Source organism: Celeribacter sp., assembly GCF_048270365.1.
In the GTDB taxonomy this organism is placed as follows: Bacteria; Pseudomonadota; Alphaproteobacteria; order Rhodobacterales; family Rhodobacteraceae; genus Celeribacter.
Genome location: NZ_JBLWTA010000001.1, coordinates 282,015 through 298,486 on the forward strand (window position 1 = coordinate 282,015; position 16,472 = coordinate 298,486).

Genomic DNA, 16,472 nt, shown 5'->3' on the forward strand with positions numbered 1-16,472 from the left:
GCCGTCGGTGTTTCATCAAAACGGGTCGGCTCAGCCGATCCGGTAGTTCGGGCTTTCGCGGGTGATCTGCACGTCGTGGACATGAGATTCCTTGAGGCCCGCACCGGTGATCTTGGTGAACTGACAGTTCGTGTTCATCTCGGCAACGGTGGCGCAGCCGGTGTAGCCCATGGCCGCACGAAGACCGCCAACCATCTGGTGCAGCACGGTGCCGACGGGGCCTTTGTAGGGCACCTGCCCCTCGATGCCCTCGGGCACGAGCTTGTCGGAGGCGGCGTCTTTTTGGAAATAGCGATCCGCCGAGCCGCGCGCCATGGCGCCCAAGGAGCCCATGCCACGGTAGGATTTGAACGACCGGCCCTGATAGAGGATCACTTCACCCGGGCTTTCGTCCGTGCCAGCGATCATCGAACCCACCATGGCGACAGAGGCGCCCGCCGCGATCGCTTTCGCGAAGTCACCGGAGAATTTGATGCCTCCATCGGCAATCACAGGCACGTCACCGGCGGCTTTCGAGCAATCCATGATCGCGGTCAACTGCGGCACGCCAACGCCTGCGACCATACGGGTGGTGCAGATCGACCCCGGCCCGATGCCGACTTTGACCGCATCCGCACCTGCGCCGATCAGCGCCTTGGTGGCTTCGCCAGTGGCGACGTTGCCCGCGATGATCTGGACCTTGTCGCCGAATTCCTTTTTGGCGCGGGCCACGGCGTCCACAACGCCTTGGGAATGGCCATGCGCCGTGTCGATGACGATGATATCGACGCCCGCGTCCACCAAAGCGGCGGAGCGTTCAAAGCCCGCGTCCCCCACGGAGGTGGCTGCGGCCACCCGCAGACGGCCGAGGCTGTCTTTGCAAGCCGACGGGTTCAGCACAGCTTGTTCGGTGTCTTTCAGGGTCAAAAGCCCGGTCAGGTGCCCCTTGGCGTCGGTGACCAGAAGCTTTTCGATCCGGCGGGCCTTCATGAGAGAAATCGCCTCGTCGCGATCTGCGGGCTCTTGCAGAATGGCGAGATCGTTCGAGGTCATCACCTGAGACACGGGCGTGTCGTCGGAGGTGGCAAACCGCATGTCACGGTTGGTGACGATGCCAACCACGCGGCGGGTCTCGTCAATCACCGGGAAGCCGGTGAAATTATACTGAGCGCAAAGCGCCTTGGCATCCGCGATGGTCTGGTTCGCGGTGAGGGTCACCGGATTGTAAACGATGCCGCTCTCAAAGCGTTTGACGCGGCGGACCTCGATGGATTGCTTTTCCACATCGAGGTTCTTGTGGATCACGCCCACGCCCCCGGCCTGTGCCATGGCGATCGCCATGCGGGCCTCCGTCACGGTGTCCATCGCAGAGGACATCAAAGGGATGTTCAACTGAATGGCCTTCGTCACAAAGGTCTTGGTGTCCGCCGTTGACGGCAGCACGGAAGATGCAGCCGGAACAAGCAATACGTCATCGAAGGTAAGCGCCTCGCGAATCTCCATCAGGTCTCTCCATGGGGGATACGGTTTGGCACGTCGCTATCGCATGGATGTGCCACAATGGAAAGGGTGTTTTGTGGGTTTCACCCGGATGTCACGCAAGATTTAGGGCCGCGCTTCCGAGAAAGGCGACCCTTTTTGAGTATTTTGGACAGCAAAGGAAACGACAAAAAGGCGTTAGACCACAGCTGCGTTGGTGGCTTTGGACAGTTTGCCTTTGGTCCAAAGCTGCATGATTTTCACGGCGATATAGGTGATCGCCAGTGTGGCCGCGACAAGTTCCAGCCCGCCGATCAAGCGAAACGGCATCGGTTGGAGCGTGGCGGCGGCGAACATCAGGTTGGCGAAGGCCGCGAGCGGAAAGGTGAAGCCCCCCCAAAGCGCGGAGAAATCACCTTTGGTGAGGTAGCGGATGCCCGCGAGACAGACGATCAGCGCAGTGACGCCGATCCAGGCGAAAGCCAGTGCCAACGTGGTGTAACCCAAGAGCATGGCGACGATGCCAAAGAGCGAGACCGGCGCGACATGGATCGCCAAAAGCGGACGCAGCGGCGGCGGGACATCGGATTTGGCAAATTGCATCGCGGAGATGATCCAGACGGCAGCGGCAATCGGCAGGGTCGTCGCGAAAATGATCTGGGACAGGCCAGTCCAGCCCAGAGGCGCGGCAGCCAGAGGCGCGATGATGAAACCGACGAAAGACAGGTGCCACACCGGGGTCACGCGTCGCTGTTCGGCCGGGCCCCGCGCCATGCCGATGATAATCGCGACGGCGACGAAAGCATGCCCAATAAGGGCGAGGACCAGCACGGCTTTGGCGAAGGCAGCACTATAGGGCACCATGGTCGCGGCAAAAAGAAAGCCCGAGGCCGTCATGGCCGAAAGCCCGGCGCGGCCTGGCAGGATTTTGGCGTCCTCGAAGATGACCCCGAAACGCCGCGCCATTTTGGCCAGATAGGTCAGAAGCGCGAAGAGATACAACAGAGAGATCGCCCCCAGGAGCATCTCGCCAATCCATTCGGGCGCGGGCAGGATGCGGGCCGCGTTGCGCCAGCCCAGCCCAAGGCCGAAGAGCCCCAGAATGGGCGGAAAGATCGCCGGCGGCGTGGCGCGCCAGAGGCCTTGCGGCGGGGCGTTGAAGGGTTTGGGCATGATGCGGGGCGGTGTGGTCATGACGGCGGCCTCTATACATTTCAAAGGCTGAATATCACCCTGCCCCGTTTCAGGAAAGCCTTTCCAAGTGGATCATTGAGGGCGCGATGTCGCAGGTTAAAGCGTTTTTCTTTTTTCTGAGGCAGGAAAAAGAAAAACGCAGAGCAACATATAAACGTTGTGAGCGCTTCACACCAAATCTGTGAAACAGATTTAATGCGAAACGCTTTAGTCTTTCGGTCGCATCGACAGACCGTCCGCAAAGAGATGCACCTTTTCCGGCGGCGCGGAGAGTTTTACCGTTTGGCCCTTGAGCCCCGCATGAATGCCCGGAAGCTTGGCGATCAGGGGGTCAAGGCCGCGTTCGGCGACGAAATAGAGCAAGGTCACCTCGCCCAGCGCCTCGACCACATCGACCACACCGTCGACGATCGCGTCGCCCTCGGCCAGATGCATGTCCTCGGGGCGCACGCCGATGTTGACCTTTCGGCCCATGTCGGACGCCACGGTCGGGATTGTCGAGGTCGCAATGCCTTCGCCGTCGAGCTTGACCCGAGTCAACGCACCGGTCTCGATGATTTCGCCGGGGATCAGGTTCATCGACGGAGAGCCGATGAATTGCGCGACGAATTCATTGTCGGGCTTCTCGTAGAGATCGAGCGGGCTTCCGACCTGCGCGATGCCTTTGTTCGCCAGTACCACGATGCGGTCCGCGAGCGTCATCGCCTCCACCTGATCGTGGGTCACATAGATCATCGTGCTGTCGGGCATGCTCTCTTTGAGCTGCGCGATTTCCAGCCGGGTGGCGACACGCAGCGCTGCATCGAGGTTGGAGAGCGGTTCATCGAAGAGATAGACCTTCGGGTCGCGCACGATGGCGCGGCCGATGGCGACGCGTTGCCGCTGACCGCCAGAGAGCGCCTTCGGCAGGCGGTCGAGATAGTCTTCGAGTTGCAGGATATGGGCGGCGCGCATCACCGCTTCCTTGATCTCGTCCTTCGATTTCTTGGCGAGTTTCAGGGAGAAGGCCATGTTGTCATAGACCGTCATATGCGGATAGAGCGCGTAGGACTGGAACACCATGGCGATGCCGCGTTGGGCAGGCGGCACGTCGTTGACCCGCACCCCGTCGATCTCGAGCGTGCCACCGGAGATTTTCTCAAGCCCCGCGATCATGCGCAAAAGCGTGGATTTGCCACAGCCGGACGGGCCGACGAAAACGATCAGCTCGCCGGTCTCGATATCGAGATTGATGTCCTTCAGGACCTCGACCTTGCCGCCGTAAACCTTGGCGACATTTTCCAGTTTCAGATCAGCCATGACCTCTCTCCCCTCCCTGAATCTCAGACCTTATACCGCAGCATGATCGCGGGCTGCCACGGGCCCAGATGCAGCTTGCCGTCTTCCATCGGCGAGGCGGAATTCAATTCGCTGCCAACCTGATGCCAATTGCCCTTCGGCGCCTCCAGCGTGGCGGGCTGATCGGACAGATTGAAAGCACAGAACAGCTCTTCCTCGTCATTCTTGCGGGTGAAGATCAGGCAAGGCCCATCCACACGCATATCCTCCATCGTCCCCGTCATCAGCGCCTTATGCGCATGGCGGAAGGCAATCGCGCGGCGATAATGATGCAGGATCGCGCCGGGGTCGTATTCCGACTGGGCGACCGCCAGAGGATAGTGGTCGGCGCTCACCGGCAACCACGTCTGGCCTGCACTGGAAAAGCCGCCGTGATGTTGGGAACGTTCCCAGACCATCGGCGTGCGGCATCCATCCCGGCCTTTGAAATCCGGCCAGAACTGGATGCCGTAGGGGTCTTGCAGGTCTTCGAACTTCAACTCCGCTTCCGGCAGGCCCAACTCTTCGCCCTGATAAATACAGGCCGAGCCGCGCAGACACATCATCAGCGTTGTAAAGGCCCGCGCGCCCTGCGGATCGAGATGCCAGCGCGACATATGCCGCACCACATCGTGGTTCGAATAGGCCCAACAGGCCCAGCCGTCTGCGGCCACCTCGGCCACCTTGTCCATCACGCCCTTGATATACTCGGGCGTCGGCGTATCCCCGGACAAAAGCTCGAAGGCGTAGCACATATGCATGAGATCGTCGCCCTTGGTATATTCGCCAAGGATTTCGAGCCCAAGCTGCTCATCGCCCACTTCGCCCACGGCGGCGGCGTTGAACGGCTCCATCACGGCCCGCAGTTTGCGCAGGAACTCAAGGTTTTCGGGCCGGGATTTGTCGTAGATGTGCTGTTGCCAGTTGTAGGGGTTCACCGCAGGCGCAGTCTTTGCCGTGCGCAGCTCCGGCGCCAAGGGCGGGTTGTCGCGCAGCTCGGCGTCATGGGTGTAAAAATTGATCGTGTCGAGACGGAAGCCGTCCACCCCGCGGTGCAGCCAAAACTCCGCCACATCCAACAGCGCCTTTTGCACCTCGGGTTCGTGGAAGTTCAGATCGGGCTGCGAGGTCAGGAAGTTGTGCAGATAATATTGCATCCGCCCCGCATCCCATTGCCAGCCGGAGCCCCCGAAAATCGACAGCCAGTTGTTCGGCGGCGTGCCATCGGGTTTCGCGTCGGCCCAGACATACCAATTGGATTTCGCGTTGGTCTTGTCCTCACGGCTCTCGATGAACCACGGGTGTTGATCGGAGGTGTGGCTAAGCACCAGATCGATCAGCACTTTGACGCCATATTGATGCGCCGTGTCGATCACCGCGTCGAAATCCGCGAGAGAGCCGAACATCGGGTCGACATCGCAATAATCCGCGACGTCATAGCCGAAATCCCGCATCGGAGAGGTGAAGAACGGCGAAATCCAGATCGCATCCACACCGAGAGAGGCGATATAGGGCAAACGCTGGACGATGCCCAACAGATCACCGATGCCGTCGCCATTGCTGTCCTGATAGGAGCGCGGGTAGATCTGATAGATGACGGCGCCACGCCACCAGTCTTTGTCACGGGTGAAATGCGCAGGGGAGGAGGAAGTTGCGGTCATAGGATCACTCATTTTGGTTATTTCGTCTGGTTACTTTACCGAGCCGGCCAGAAGGCCGCGCACCAGATATTTCTGCATGAAGAAGAACACCGTCAGCGGCACGGCGATGGACACGAAGGCGGCGGTGGCGAGGATTTCCCAATTGCCGCCCCGAGTGCCCAGAAGTTCGACGATCTGCCGCGTCATCACGGTTGTTTCTCCGGAGCTGTCGATCAGGAAAACCAACGCCACGAGCAAATCGTTCCACGTCCAGAGGAATTGAAAGATCGCAAAGGACGCCAGAGCCGGGAAAGACAGCGGCAGGATGATTTTTGTGAAAATCTGGAAATCCGTGGCGCCATCGACGCGCGCGTTCTCGATGATGTCTTTCGGCAGGCCGACCATGTAGTTGCGCAAGAGGTAGATCGCCAGCGGCAGACCAAACCCGGTATGCGCCGCCCAGACGCCCAGATACCCCTTGGAATTGATCGTATCGCCCGGCTCAAAACCGAACAGCCGACCCAAGGCACCCACTTCGGCAAAGCGCCGCGCGTTGCCCTCCATCGGCGTGCCGACAAGCGCGATGAACCATTCGACGACGGCGCCGTGAAAGCTCAACAGCGGAATGAGGGCCAGTTGCAGCGGCACGACCAGAAGCCCGACGATCACCGCGATCAAAAAGGCGCGGCCTCGGAAATCCATCCACGCCAAAGCATAGGCCGCGAAGGCCGCGATCAGGATCGGGATGACGGTCGCCGGGATGGTGACGGTCAGCGTGTTGATGAAGGCCTTGCCCATCTTGTCAGTGGCCTGCCCGTCAACCAGAACCGTGCGGTAATTGTTCAGCGTGAAAGACGGCGGCGTGGTCGCGGTCAGGAACACGCGCTCGCCACGGCGGCCTGAAAATTCCGCCTCATTGACAAGGCGATAGTCCCCATTGACGGCAACGGTCAGCTGGCCGTCCTCTCCCATATCGGCGGTGTCGCCGGGGGCGTAGGCGGCAATGTCGCGAGACGAAATGCCCCAAGCGGAAATCTCACCCGCCGCGTCGCCCTCTTCTTCGAAGAGATTGCCTTCGATCACGTAATTGCCATCGATCTGCTGCTGCATCTCTGGGCTTGCGGTGCGGATCATCGTGTTCTGTTCCTGCGGGAACATCGCCTTCCACCAGCCCGAGCTGGAGATTTGATCGGCGGTGCGGAAGGACGACACGAACAGACCCACGGTCGGGAAGAGCCACAGGATGACCAGAAGCGCGACCGAGATATGCGTGGCCCAGATCAGGGCGGGTTTCTTACCGGCGATATTGTCCATGATCCCCTCCCCTCACTTCATCTCTTTGCGGGCGTTGTAGACGTTCCACACCAGAATGGGCGTCACCAAAAGCATGATCACCATGGCCGCCGCCGAGCCGACACCCCAATCGCGGGCGCGGAACAATTGATCGTACATGTAATTCGCCAGCACCTGCGTCTCCCATTGCCCGTTGGTCATGGCAAAGACGATGTCGAAGACCTTGAGCACCACGATGGTGATGGTGGTCCAGACGACAACGATGGTCCCCATGATCTGCGGCACTTTGATGCGAAAGAAAATCTGGAACGGGTTGGCGCCATCGACGATCGCGGCCTCGATGGTCTCTTCGGGCACGCCCCTAAGCGCCGCAGAGAGGATCACCATGGCAAAGCCTGTCTGAATCCAGATCAAGACCACCATGAGGAAAAAGTTGTTCCAGAACGGTATCGTCAGCCAGTTCATCGGCTGATCGCCCCCCAGCGCCAGATAGATCGCGTTCAAAATACCGATCTGCTCCGTGCCGAGAGGCCGGGCGTCATAGACCAGTTTCCAGATCACAGCCGCGCCGACGAAAGAGATCGCCATCGGCATGAAAATCAAAGACTTGGCGATTGAGCCCCAACGAATTCGGTCGGTCAACTGCGCCACCAAAAGCCCGAAGGCGGTGGACATCGCAGGCACCACCAAAAGCCAGAAGGCATTGTTGCGCATCGCCTCCCAGAATTTCGGATCGCCGGACATTTTGCGGTAATTTTCAAGCCCCACATAGGCCCCGCCGAGATCGCGGTCGGTGAGCGACAGCCGCAGCGTCTCGACCACCGGATAGGCCAGATAAAGCCCGAGCGCCAAAAGCCCCGGCAAGAGAAACAGCCAAGGCCGGATCAGATTGGCACGATTGATATTGCGCCCGGCATTCTGCCCCCGCGCGGGGAAAATCACCTTGTCGAGGATGATGTTGGAAAAATAGAAATAACCGATACAGGCCCCCACACCGATGGCGATGGTCAAAAGCCCCTGAAGTGCCGGATGCATATCTTCTCCCCTTCTCACAGGACCGCGCCACAGGCATGTCACGGGTCCGTTTGCGCGCCGGTCTGCCCCTTTCCGAGGTCTGAGCGCGTCGCAGCGTCTCACGCTGAGGCGGCGACATATCCGGGCCTCTCATGTTTTCAGAGGGGCCCGGAGTGTTTTTCAAATCAAACGCTTACTTGAGAGCGTCCCAGGAATCCTGGATCGACTTGGCCACGTCCGCAGCAGGTTCGCCGCCCGCGTAATCGACCATGCCCGTCCAGAAGGAGCCAGCGCCCACACCGCCCGGCATCAAATCGGAGGCGTCAAAACGGAAGGTGGTCGCGCTCAGAAGAATGTCGTTCATTTTCTTCAGCGTCGGGTCGGAGAAGACAGAGGTGTCCACCGCCTTATAGGGCGTCAGGAAGCCTTTCTGTTTCATCCACGCCTCATGCGCATCGGTGGTTTTCAGGAATTCCATGAACTGATGCGCTTCTGGGCTGTCGTTGGTGATCGCCCAAAGCGTACCAGCACCCAGCACCGGCTGACCGAGGTCTTTGCTCTCATAGGCCGGGAAGTAGAAGAAATCCGCATCCTCGCCCAACATCGTGTCCTCGGGGAAGAAGGCCGGGATGAAGGAGGCCATGTGATGCATGTAGCATTGCGGCGGGGAGGCAAAGAGGCCTTTCGGGCTGTCGCGGAAATCGGTGGAGGCCACCGCGCCGGAGCCGCCGGAGACGAAGTCGTCATTGCGGGCGAACCAGCCGAATTCCTCGATGGCTTCGATCACGCGCGGATCGTCGAATTTCACCTCATTGGTGACCCAGCCGTCATACACATCCGGTGTCTGCGTGCGCAGCATCAGATCTTCGACCCAGTCGGTCGCGGGCCAACCGGTCGCCGCCCCCGATCCCAAACCGATACACCACGGCGTATCACCATCGGCGACGATCTGATCGGTCAGCGCCTTGAGCTCTTCCATGGTTTCGGGAATTTCATAACCCGCATCCTCGAAGTTCTCAGGCACGTACCAAACCAGCGATTTCACGTCGATTTTATAGGGAAACGCATAGAGGTGATCGGCGCCATCCTTACCCGTGTAGGTCCCCAAAGCGGTCCAGCTTTCGCCCGCCGCGTAATTCTCTTTCAACCATGCATCTGTCCCCTCGCTCAGCGGCGTCAGGAACCCGCGGCGCGCCATATCGGCGGCAAGCCCCGGCTGCGGGAAAACGGCGATGTTGGGCGCGGAGCCCGCCTCGGCATCGATCACGATCTGCTGTTCGAAGCTGTCGGAGCCGACATAGGCGACATCAAGACCGCTCTGCTCTTCGAAAACCGCCAAAACCTGTTCGACCATCTCTTGGTCGGCGCCGATCCACGGACCGGCGATTGTCAAATCCTGCGCCTGCGCGGCACCCGCAACCAAAGCGAGCGTGGCGGCACCGGAGTAAAGTGTCTTTTTCATGTAAACCTCCCAGTTTTCATACCCGGACATGGGCATCTCGACCCTAGCGCTATCAGACGGGAAATCAAATGGTTCTCCCGGACTCACCCCCGACCCAAAGCGCTTTGGCATTTCTCCAAGCCTTGCCGAAGCCACCCTCGCTGTCAATGACTGTGATCAAGCGGCACACGCACTCAAGGTGGAAAATTTCGACCACCGACGCGAAGCGACCCAAGGTCACTTCCATCCCCCCTCACCCTCTACGACCTCCGGCACGGACCGTGCGAAGGGGCTTTACCGCGCCCCTAAGCCGCGGCTAGCATGGGAAAAATTGCGCACGCTGTGCATGACTGAAAAGGCCCAAGATGAACCTCAAAGAGCTTTCCACCCTGCTCGGCCTGTCCCAGACCACCGTGTCGCGGGCGCTGAACGGCTATCCCGAAGTGTCCGAGGTGACCCGAGACAAGGTGATGAAGGCCGCCAAACAGCACAATTACACCCCCAACATTCGGGCCCGCGGGCTGGCCACGGGACGCAATCATGCGGTGGGCCATGTGATCCCGCTTTCGACCGAACATGAGGTGGTGAACCCCGTCTTCACCGATTTCATCGCCGGCGCATCCGAGATTTATGCGCGCGAAAATTACGACATGATGCTCACCATCGTGCCCGATAAAACCGAGGCCGAAGCCTATCGCAAGATCGCCGCGAAAGGCTCGGTCGATGGAGTCATCGTGCATGGCCCCAAGGCCAACGATCCCCGCATCGCGCTGTTGCGCGAAATCGGCATGCCCTTTGTGGTGCATGGTCGGTCGGGCATTGCCGAGGAAAGCGAATATTCCTGGGTCGATATGAACAACACCCGCGCGTTCGAGCGCGCCACCCAGTTCCTGATCGATCTCGGGCATCGCCGCATTGGGCTTTTGAACGGCTTGGAGGGCATGGATTTCGCCATGAAACGCCGCGAAGGCTATCGCGCAGCGTTGGCCGCCGCCGGTCTGAAAGAGCGCAAGGAACTCTGTTATTCTTCTGAAATGACAGAAGAATACGGGTTTTCCGCCTCCATGGAGATGCTGGCCTCACGCCGTCCGCCCACCGCCATTCTGGCCTCGTCGATCATCGTGGGCTTTGGCGTGCGCCGGGCGCTCGACACCTCGGGGTTAAAGATCGGCAAGGATGTGTCGCTGATCGTCCATGACGACGATCTCTCCTATCTGCGCAATGGTGCAGCCGAGCCGATCTACACCGCGACACGCTCCTCTGTGCGGATGGCCGGACGGATTTGTGCCGAGATCCTGATGGAACAAATTTCCGACCCCAAACGCCCGCTGCGCCATGTGCTTTTGGACGCAGAATTGATCATCGGCCACACCACCGGACCGGCGCCACAGGACTAAGTCCCGCCCCTCAACCGCTTAGGTATTTTCGCAGAAATTTTTATATCGCCACAAATCCAAAGCGCTTTGGGGTTGCTTCGAGCGAGACTTCAAGACTATGTAAGAGTCAACCGCGCGCGTTCCCCGGCGCGCTCCATGCGCAAAAGTTAGCGCTATCTACGCCAGTAGAATCCACCGCCTAAAGCCCAAGGAGGTCCCATGACATCCCGCTCTTCCCTCACTCGCAAAGATTTCCCGAACGGCTTTCTCTTCGGTGCCGCCACCGCTGCCTATCAGGTCGAGGGCCATAAATTCGGCGGCGCAGGTCCCACGCATTGGGACACATTCGCCGCCACGCCCGGCAATGTGTTGCGCGCGGAAGACGGCGCCTTGGCCTGTGATCAATACCACCGCTACGGCGAAGACATGGACCTGTTGAAGGACGGCGGCTTTGACGCCTATCGCTTTTCCACCAGCTGGGCGCGGGTCATCCCCGAAGGCCGCGGCGCCGTGAACCGCGAAGGCCTTGATTATTACGACCGGCTCACCGACGCCATTTTGGAGCGAGGCCTCGAGCCGCATCTGACGCTCTACCATTGGGAAATGCCCGCGGCTCTGGCCGATCTGGGCGGCTGGACCAACCCGGATGTACACCTTTGGTTCGGCGATTTTGTCGAGGTGATCGACGATAAGATCGGTGACCGCATGGCCTCTGTGGCGACCATCAACGAACCGTGGTGCGTGTCTTACCTCTCGCATTTCCTGGGTCATCACGCCCCCGGCCGCCGCGACATCCGCGCCGCCGCCCGGTCCATGCATCATGTGCTCAAGGCCCATGGCGAAGCCATGACCCGCCTGCGCGACCGGGGCCGCAAAAACCTTGGCATCGTGATCAATTTCGAACACACCCAGCCCGCCAGCGACGATCCGAAAGACATCGAAGCCGCTGCCACGCAGGACGCCACCAACAACCGTTGGTTCATTGAGGCCATCGCGAAAGGGCACTATCCTGAGGAGGCGCTCGCGGGCCTTGAACCACATCTGCCGAACGGCTGGCAGGACGATATGGCCGCGATTTCTCAGCCCGTCGACTGGCTCGGCGTGAACTATTATTTCCGCCAACTCGTCGCCCATGACGCCACCTCGCCCTGGCCCCACACGAAACCAGCGCAGGGTCATCTCGCGACCACGCAAATGGGCTGGGAGATCTGCCCCGAAGGTCTGCGCGCGCTTTTGGTCAATCTCAAGGACCGCTATGTCGGCGATCTGCCGATCATGGTGACGGAAAACGGCATGGCTTGGGACGATCACGTGAAAAACGGCGTGGTGCACGACCCCGAGCGCTGTGCCTATATCAAGGACCATCTGGCCGCGATGCATCAGGCGATTGCCGAGGGCGTGAACCTCAAAGGCTTTTTCTACTGGTCGCTTTTGGACAACTATGAGTGGGCTTTCGGCTATGAGCGCCGCTTCGGCATGGTGCATGTGGATTTTGAAACGTTGCAGCGCACCCCCAAAGCCTCGTATCACATGTTGAAAGACATGATCGCACGGAGCTGAAAATGCCCAAACATCCCGCCGACACCCTCACCCTTCTGGCCGACATCGGCGGGACCAACACGCGCGTGGCTCTGGCCGATGGGGTGACGCTTTTGCCCGAGACGATCCGGCGCTATTCCAACCGCAAATTCCCGGGTCTCGAAACCGTGCTCCGGCAATATATCGCGGAAGAAGGCGATGTGGATTGCAAAGGCGCCTGTGTCGCCGTGGCGGGGCCTGTGCGCGACGGCGTCGGCACGATGACCAATCTCGACTGGACCATCGACAAGGACACGCTGCGCCGCGCCTGTCAGGCCGAACATGTGGCGATCCTCAACGATCTTCAGGCCCAAGGCCATGCTTTGGGCCTTGTCAGCTCCGACAATATCCGCCCGATCATCACCGGCCCTGAAGCCTCGCCTCAGGCCGTGCGTCTCGTGGTCGGCATCGGCACCGGGTTCAACGCAGCACCTGTGTTCGAGACCGGCGCGGGCCGTCTTGTGGCCCCCTCCGAATGCGGCCACGCCAACCTGCCGATCCGCAATGAACATGAGCTGGCGCTCTGTCAATTCGTCGAAACTGCGCATGGCTTTCCGGCGGTCGAGGATGTGCTCTCCGGCCGTGGCCTTGAGCGCGTTTACCTGTTTCTGGGCACCGAAGAGGGCGACGCGCATGAAAAATCCGCCGCCGAGATCATGGCTTCCGTCGAGGCGGATGACGATCCCCGCGCGACCGCCGCGGCTCAGCTCTTCGTCAAGATCCTCGGCACCGTCGTGGGCAACCTCTCGCTGGTACAACTGCCCTTCGGCGGCGTTTATCTGGTGGGCGGCGTGGCGCGTCATATTGCGCCCTATCTTGATCGTTTCGGCTTTGACGAGGCTTTCCGAGACAAGGGGCGTTTCGCGGGTTTCATGAAGAATTTTTCGGTTTCCGTGATCGAAGACGACTATGCCGCTCTCACAGGTTGTGCCTCTCACATGCATCACATCTACCCGTAAGACATTCTAAATATGACATAAAAGCGCCTCCGCCACCCCGGCGGGGGCGTTTTCTTTTGTCTCGAATAAAATTTGATCGACGTAACCTCGTTTTAACTCCCTGCCCCTTACTAAAGGTTCGAGAGACCGCAGATGTAAGGAAATATTGAGATGCCTCACCACTGCCGAAATTTCGGAGCACGGACATGACAACGCATGTGCAGCTCCACGACCGGCTCGATTATCAGTCCGTGATGCCCCTCATGGAAGAACTGAAGACCATCACCGATGACGAGCTGGTGATTGATGCGGGCAACGTGCGCCACTTCGGCACACTGCCGCTCCAAGTGATCCTTGCGACCGTCAAACAACGGACCGCGCAGGGCAAACAAACCCGCCTGACGAATGCCTCCGATGGCTGCGTCGATATTCTGAGCCTCTTTGGCTTTTCTCCTGAAACCCTGACCGAAACGGAGGCTTGGACATGAGCCTGGAAGTTCTCGCTGTCGATGACAGCCGCACCATGCGTGATATGCTCAATCTTGCTCTTTCTTCTGCTGGCTTCACCGCCCATCTCGCCGAAGACGGCGTACATGGCCTTGAAGTCCTCGAAGACATCGAACCCGACGTCATCATCACTGACATCAACATGCCCCGCATGGATGGGTTCGGCTTCATCGACGCGGTGCGTTCTGAATCGAAATGGAGCCGTATCCCCATTCTCGTGCTGACCACCGAAAGTGCCGATGAACTCAAGGCCAAAGCCCGCGCCGCCGGTGCCACCGGCTGGATCGTCAAGCCGTTCGACCCGGCAAAACTCGTAAAAGCCCTGCAAATGGTGGCTGGTTAAGAGGTTTACTATGTCCGACCCGATGGCAGAAATCCGCGCCTCCTTCTTTATTGAATGTGAGGAACTCCTGGAAAGCCTCCAGGATGGCCTCCAACTCATGGATGATGGCGACACAGACCCGGAAACGATCAACATCGTGTTCCGTGCCGTGCACTCGATCAAAGGCGGCGCCGGCGCCTTTGGCCTGGATGATCTGGTCCGTTTTGCGCATCGGTTCGAAACCGCCATGGACGAGGTTCGCGCCGGTCGGTTCCATCCCGATGGCGAGGCCATCCGACTGTTCTTCGCCTGTGCCGACATTCTGGGCGATCTCGTCCGTGCCGCGCGTGATGACGATCAGGTCGACGATGGCATCACCGAACCCGTCCTCGAAAAACTCGACAAACTTGTGGGCATCGAAGAGGAAGAGGAGGAAGACCTCGACTTCACTCCTGCAACTCTGTCGCTGGATTTTGGCGATGGTGGCGGCTTACCAGACCTGCCGGATCTCCCCGACCTGAGTGCCCTGCCTGCCGCGGCCCCTTCCGTGGAGGGTCTGCCGTCTCTGGACCTGCCCACCGACATGTCTGCCGACATGCCTGCTCTTACGGCAGAGCCCTTGGCGGAAACCACCGCCAAAGGCTTCACGGTCCATTTCAAGCCAGAAAATGCGCTTTATGCGTCGGGCAATGAACCGCTCTATCTGTTCCGCGCCCTGCGCGATCTTGGCGACATTTCCGTCACCTGCCACTGTGGCGACCTGCCGGGGCTCGACCAACTCGATCCGGACACCGGCCATTTGTCTTGGGATGTGACGGTTCACACCGAAGAATCCGAACAATCCGTGCGCGAAGTCTTCGAATTCGTCGATGGCCTCTGTGTGCTGGAAATCAAACCTCTCACCGGCGCCGCCGCGATGATCGCCCCTGCTCCGGCACCGGCTCCCGTCGTTGAGCCAGCTGTCGAAATCGCAGCCCCAAAAGCTGCGCCGATTGCCCGCCCTCAAAAGCCCGCAGCGTCGATCGAAGTGGTCACCGCACCCGCGCCCACTCCTGCAGCACTCGTTGCAAAGCTCCCAGTAGCCTCTCCAGTGAACTCTGATGACGACACGCTGGACGAAGCTCCCAAAGACGACAAGAGCGGGTCTTCCGCTCCGGTCAAAGCCACAGGCACACCGACACAACCTCGGGCCACCGTCCGCGTCGATCTGGAACGCATCGACCGTCTCGTGAACCTCGTTGGTGAGCTGGTCATCAATCAGGCTATGCTGAGTCAATCCGTCACGGAGGCGGGCCTGCCGCCCAACTCGCCAGTGTCCACGGGGCTCGAAGAATTCCTGCAATTGACCCGCGACATCCAGGAATCCGTGATGATGATCCGCGCTCAGCCGATCAAATCTCTGTTTCAGCGCATGGGCCGGATTGTTCGGGAATCCTCGGCTTCCGTCGGCAAGGAAGTGCGCCTTTATACGGATGGCGAAAACACCGAAGTCGACAAAACCGTGATCGAACGGCTCGCCGATCCGCTCACCCACATGATCCGAAACGCCGTCGATCATGGTCTGGAGAGCCCGGAAAAACGTCTTGAAAGCGGCAAGAGCCGTGAGGGCCATGTGACCCTGACAGCACAGCATCGCTCCGGGCGTATCGTCATCGAAGTGAGCGACGATGGCGCAGGCATCAACCGCGAGCGCGTCAAGCAAAAGGCCATTGAAAAGGAATTGATCCCCGCAGATGCGCAACTAAGCGACAGTGACATCGACAACCTTCTGTTCCTGCCCGGCTTTTCGACGGCTGCCGAGATTTCCAATCTGTCTGGTCGTGGCGTCGGCATGGATGTTGTCAAAAGTTCGATCCAGGCTCTTGGCGGACGGATCAGCATCACATCTCAGGAAGGCAAAGGCACCACATTCTCGATCTCCCTGCCTCTGACCCTCGCGGTTCTGGACGGGATGGTGGTTCGTGTCGCGGATGAAACCCTCGTTGTGCCGCTCAATGCCATTCTCGAGACCCTCACATTGACCGATAATGATCTGAAAGCCCTCGGGCCAGAGACACATGTCGTTCAAATCCGTGGCGGTTTCGTCCCACTGCTCGATCTTGGCGCCGAGCTTGGCTATCGCCAACCGCAAGACAGCTATGTCGGAGGCATCGTGCTCCTGATCGGTCAGGAAGATGGCAACCGCGCCGCCCTCGCCGTCGATGCGATCGAAGATCAGCGTCAGGTCGTCATCAAAGGCCTTGAAGGCAGCTACGGACGCGTCCCCGGCATCGCAGCGGCCACCATTCTGGGCGATGGACAAATCGCTCTCATTCTCGATCCGACCGATTTGGTGGGTCAGGCTTCGGGGCGGACCCGTATCCGCCAGCCACAACAAGCACTCGTAGGATAAGA

At 59.7% G+C, this 16,472-nt stretch carries 13 protein-coding genes; 6 read left to right on the plus strand and 7 right to left on the minus strand.

The features are described from left to right. Positions 1–30: 30 nt before the first annotated feature. The 7 genes from guaB to ACN0X0_RS01400 form a co-directional block, all read right to left on the minus strand. Positions 31–1,482 carry an IMP dehydrogenase gene (gene guaB / locus ACN0X0_RS01370; protein WP_417277703.1) on the minus strand — a complete coding sequence of 484 codons (1,452 nt, stop codon included), beginning with the start codon at positions 1,480–1,482 and terminating at the stop codon, positions 31–33. A 174-nt stretch (positions 1,483–1,656) separates the two neighbouring features. Further along, the gene (locus tag ACN0X0_RS01375) at positions 1,657–2,652 is read right to left on the minus strand and encodes a tellurium resistance protein (protein WP_417277704.1); all 996 of its coding nucleotides are present in this window, start codon (positions 2,650–2,652) and stop codon (positions 1,657–1,659) included. Positions 2,653–2,859: 207 nt separating this feature from the next. Continuing rightward, positions 2,860–3,951 (minus strand): ABC transporter ATP-binding protein, encoded by a 1,092-nt coding sequence (locus ACN0X0_RS01380; protein ID WP_417277705.1) that lies wholly within the window; start codon positions 3,949–3,951, stop codon positions 2,860–2,862. 23 nt (positions 3,952–3,974) lie between these two features. Then, positions 3,975–5,630, minus strand: coding sequence for an alpha-glucosidase (locus tag ACN0X0_RS01385; protein WP_417277706.1), 1,656 nt, complete (start codon positions 5,628–5,630; stop codon positions 3,975–3,977). A gap of 30 nt (positions 5,631–5,660) precedes the next feature. Continuing rightward, positions 5,661–6,923: a carbohydrate ABC transporter permease gene (locus ACN0X0_RS01390; RefSeq protein WP_417277707.1), complete on the minus strand. Its 1,263-nt coding sequence runs from the start codon at positions 6,921–6,923 to the stop codon at positions 5,661–5,663. A gap of 12 nt (positions 6,924–6,935) precedes the next feature. Beyond that, on the minus strand, positions 6,936–7,937 hold the full coding sequence (locus ACN0X0_RS01395) for a carbohydrate ABC transporter permease (protein WP_417277708.1): 1,002 nt from the start codon (positions 7,935–7,937) through the stop codon (positions 6,936–6,938). Between the two features lie 172 nt (positions 7,938–8,109). After that, entirely contained in the window at positions 8,110–9,378 is a 1,269-nt protein-coding gene (locus ACN0X0_RS01400) for an ABC transporter substrate-binding protein (protein WP_417277709.1), read from the minus strand. A 344-nt stretch (positions 9,379–9,722) separates the two neighbouring features. Between ACN0X0_RS01400 and ACN0X0_RS01405 the strand changes: the two genes are divergently transcribed. From ACN0X0_RS01405 to ACN0X0_RS01430, 6 genes are all read left to right on the plus strand, one after another. Next, entirely contained in the window at positions 9,723–10,754 is a 1,032-nt protein-coding gene (locus ACN0X0_RS01405) for a substrate-binding domain-containing protein (RefSeq protein WP_417277710.1), read from the plus strand. Positions 10,755–10,952: 198 nt separating this feature from the next. Next, positions 10,953–12,293: a GH1 family beta-glucosidase gene (locus tag ACN0X0_RS01410; RefSeq protein WP_417277711.1), complete on the plus strand. Its 1,341-nt coding sequence runs from the start codon at positions 10,953–10,955 to the stop codon at positions 12,291–12,293. A 2-nt stretch (positions 12,294–12,295) separates the two neighbouring features. Then, positions 12,296–13,270, plus strand: coding sequence for a glucokinase (locus ACN0X0_RS01415; RefSeq protein ID WP_417277712.1), 975 nt, complete (start codon positions 12,296–12,298; stop codon positions 13,268–13,270). Between the two features lie 185 nt (positions 13,271–13,455). Then, positions 13,456–13,737: an STAS domain-containing protein gene (locus tag ACN0X0_RS01420; RefSeq protein WP_417263166.1), complete on the plus strand. Its 282-nt coding sequence runs from the start codon at positions 13,456–13,458 to the stop codon at positions 13,735–13,737. After that, on the plus strand, positions 13,734–14,099 hold the full coding sequence (locus ACN0X0_RS01425) for a response regulator (protein WP_417263165.1): 366 nt from the start codon (positions 13,734–13,736) through the stop codon (positions 14,097–14,099). The genes ACN0X0_RS01420 and ACN0X0_RS01425 overlap by 4 nt, the downstream gene beginning before the upstream one ends. Before the next feature lie 10 nt (positions 14,100–14,109). Next, positions 14,110–16,470, plus strand: a complete 2,361-nt coding sequence (locus tag ACN0X0_RS01430) for a chemotaxis protein CheA (RefSeq protein ID WP_417277713.1) — start codon at positions 14,110–14,112, stop codon at positions 16,468–16,470. Positions 16,471–16,472 lie beyond the last annotated feature (2 nt).

Coding starts and splice junctions, on each gene's coding strand:
- guaB (WP_417277703.1), bottom strand. CDS start 1,482: ATGGAGATTCGCGAGGCGCTTACCTTCGATGACGTATTGCTTGTTCCG.
- ACN0X0_RS01375 (WP_417277704.1), bottom strand. CDS start 2,652: ATGACCACACCGCCCCGCATCATGCCCAAACCCTTCAACGCCCCGCCG.
- ACN0X0_RS01380 (WP_417277705.1), bottom strand. CDS start 3,951: ATGGCTGATCTGAAACTGGAAAATGTCGCCAAGGTTTACGGCGGCAAG.
- ACN0X0_RS01385 (WP_417277706.1), bottom strand. CDS start 5,630: ATGACCGCAACTTCCTCCTCCCCTGCGCATTTCACCCGTGACAAAGAC.
- ACN0X0_RS01390 (WP_417277707.1), bottom strand. CDS start 6,923: ATGGACAATATCGCCGGTAAGAAACCCGCCCTGATCTGGGCCACGCAT.
- ACN0X0_RS01395 (WP_417277708.1), bottom strand. CDS start 7,937: ATGCATCCGGCACTTCAGGGGCTTTTGACCATCGCCATCGGTGTGGGG.
- ACN0X0_RS01400 (WP_417277709.1), bottom strand. CDS start 9,378: ATGAAAAAGACACTTTACTCCGGTGCCGCCACGCTCGCTTTGGTTGCG.
- ACN0X0_RS01405 (WP_417277710.1), top strand. CDS start 9,723: ATGAACCTCAAAGAGCTTTCCACCCTGCTCGGCCTGTCCCAGACCACC.
- ACN0X0_RS01410 (WP_417277711.1), top strand. CDS start 10,953: ATGACATCCCGCTCTTCCCTCACTCGCAAAGATTTCCCGAACGGCTTT.
- ACN0X0_RS01415 (WP_417277712.1), top strand. CDS start 12,296: ATGCCCAAACATCCCGCCGACACCCTCACCCTTCTGGCCGACATCGGC.
- ACN0X0_RS01420 (WP_417263166.1), top strand. CDS start 13,456: ATGACAACGCATGTGCAGCTCCACGACCGGCTCGATTATCAGTCCGTG.
- ACN0X0_RS01425 (WP_417263165.1), top strand. CDS start 13,734: ATGAGCCTGGAAGTTCTCGCTGTCGATGACAGCCGCACCATGCGTGAT.
- ACN0X0_RS01430 (WP_417277713.1), top strand. CDS start 14,110: ATGTCCGACCCGATGGCAGAAATCCGCGCCTCCTTCTTTATTGAATGT.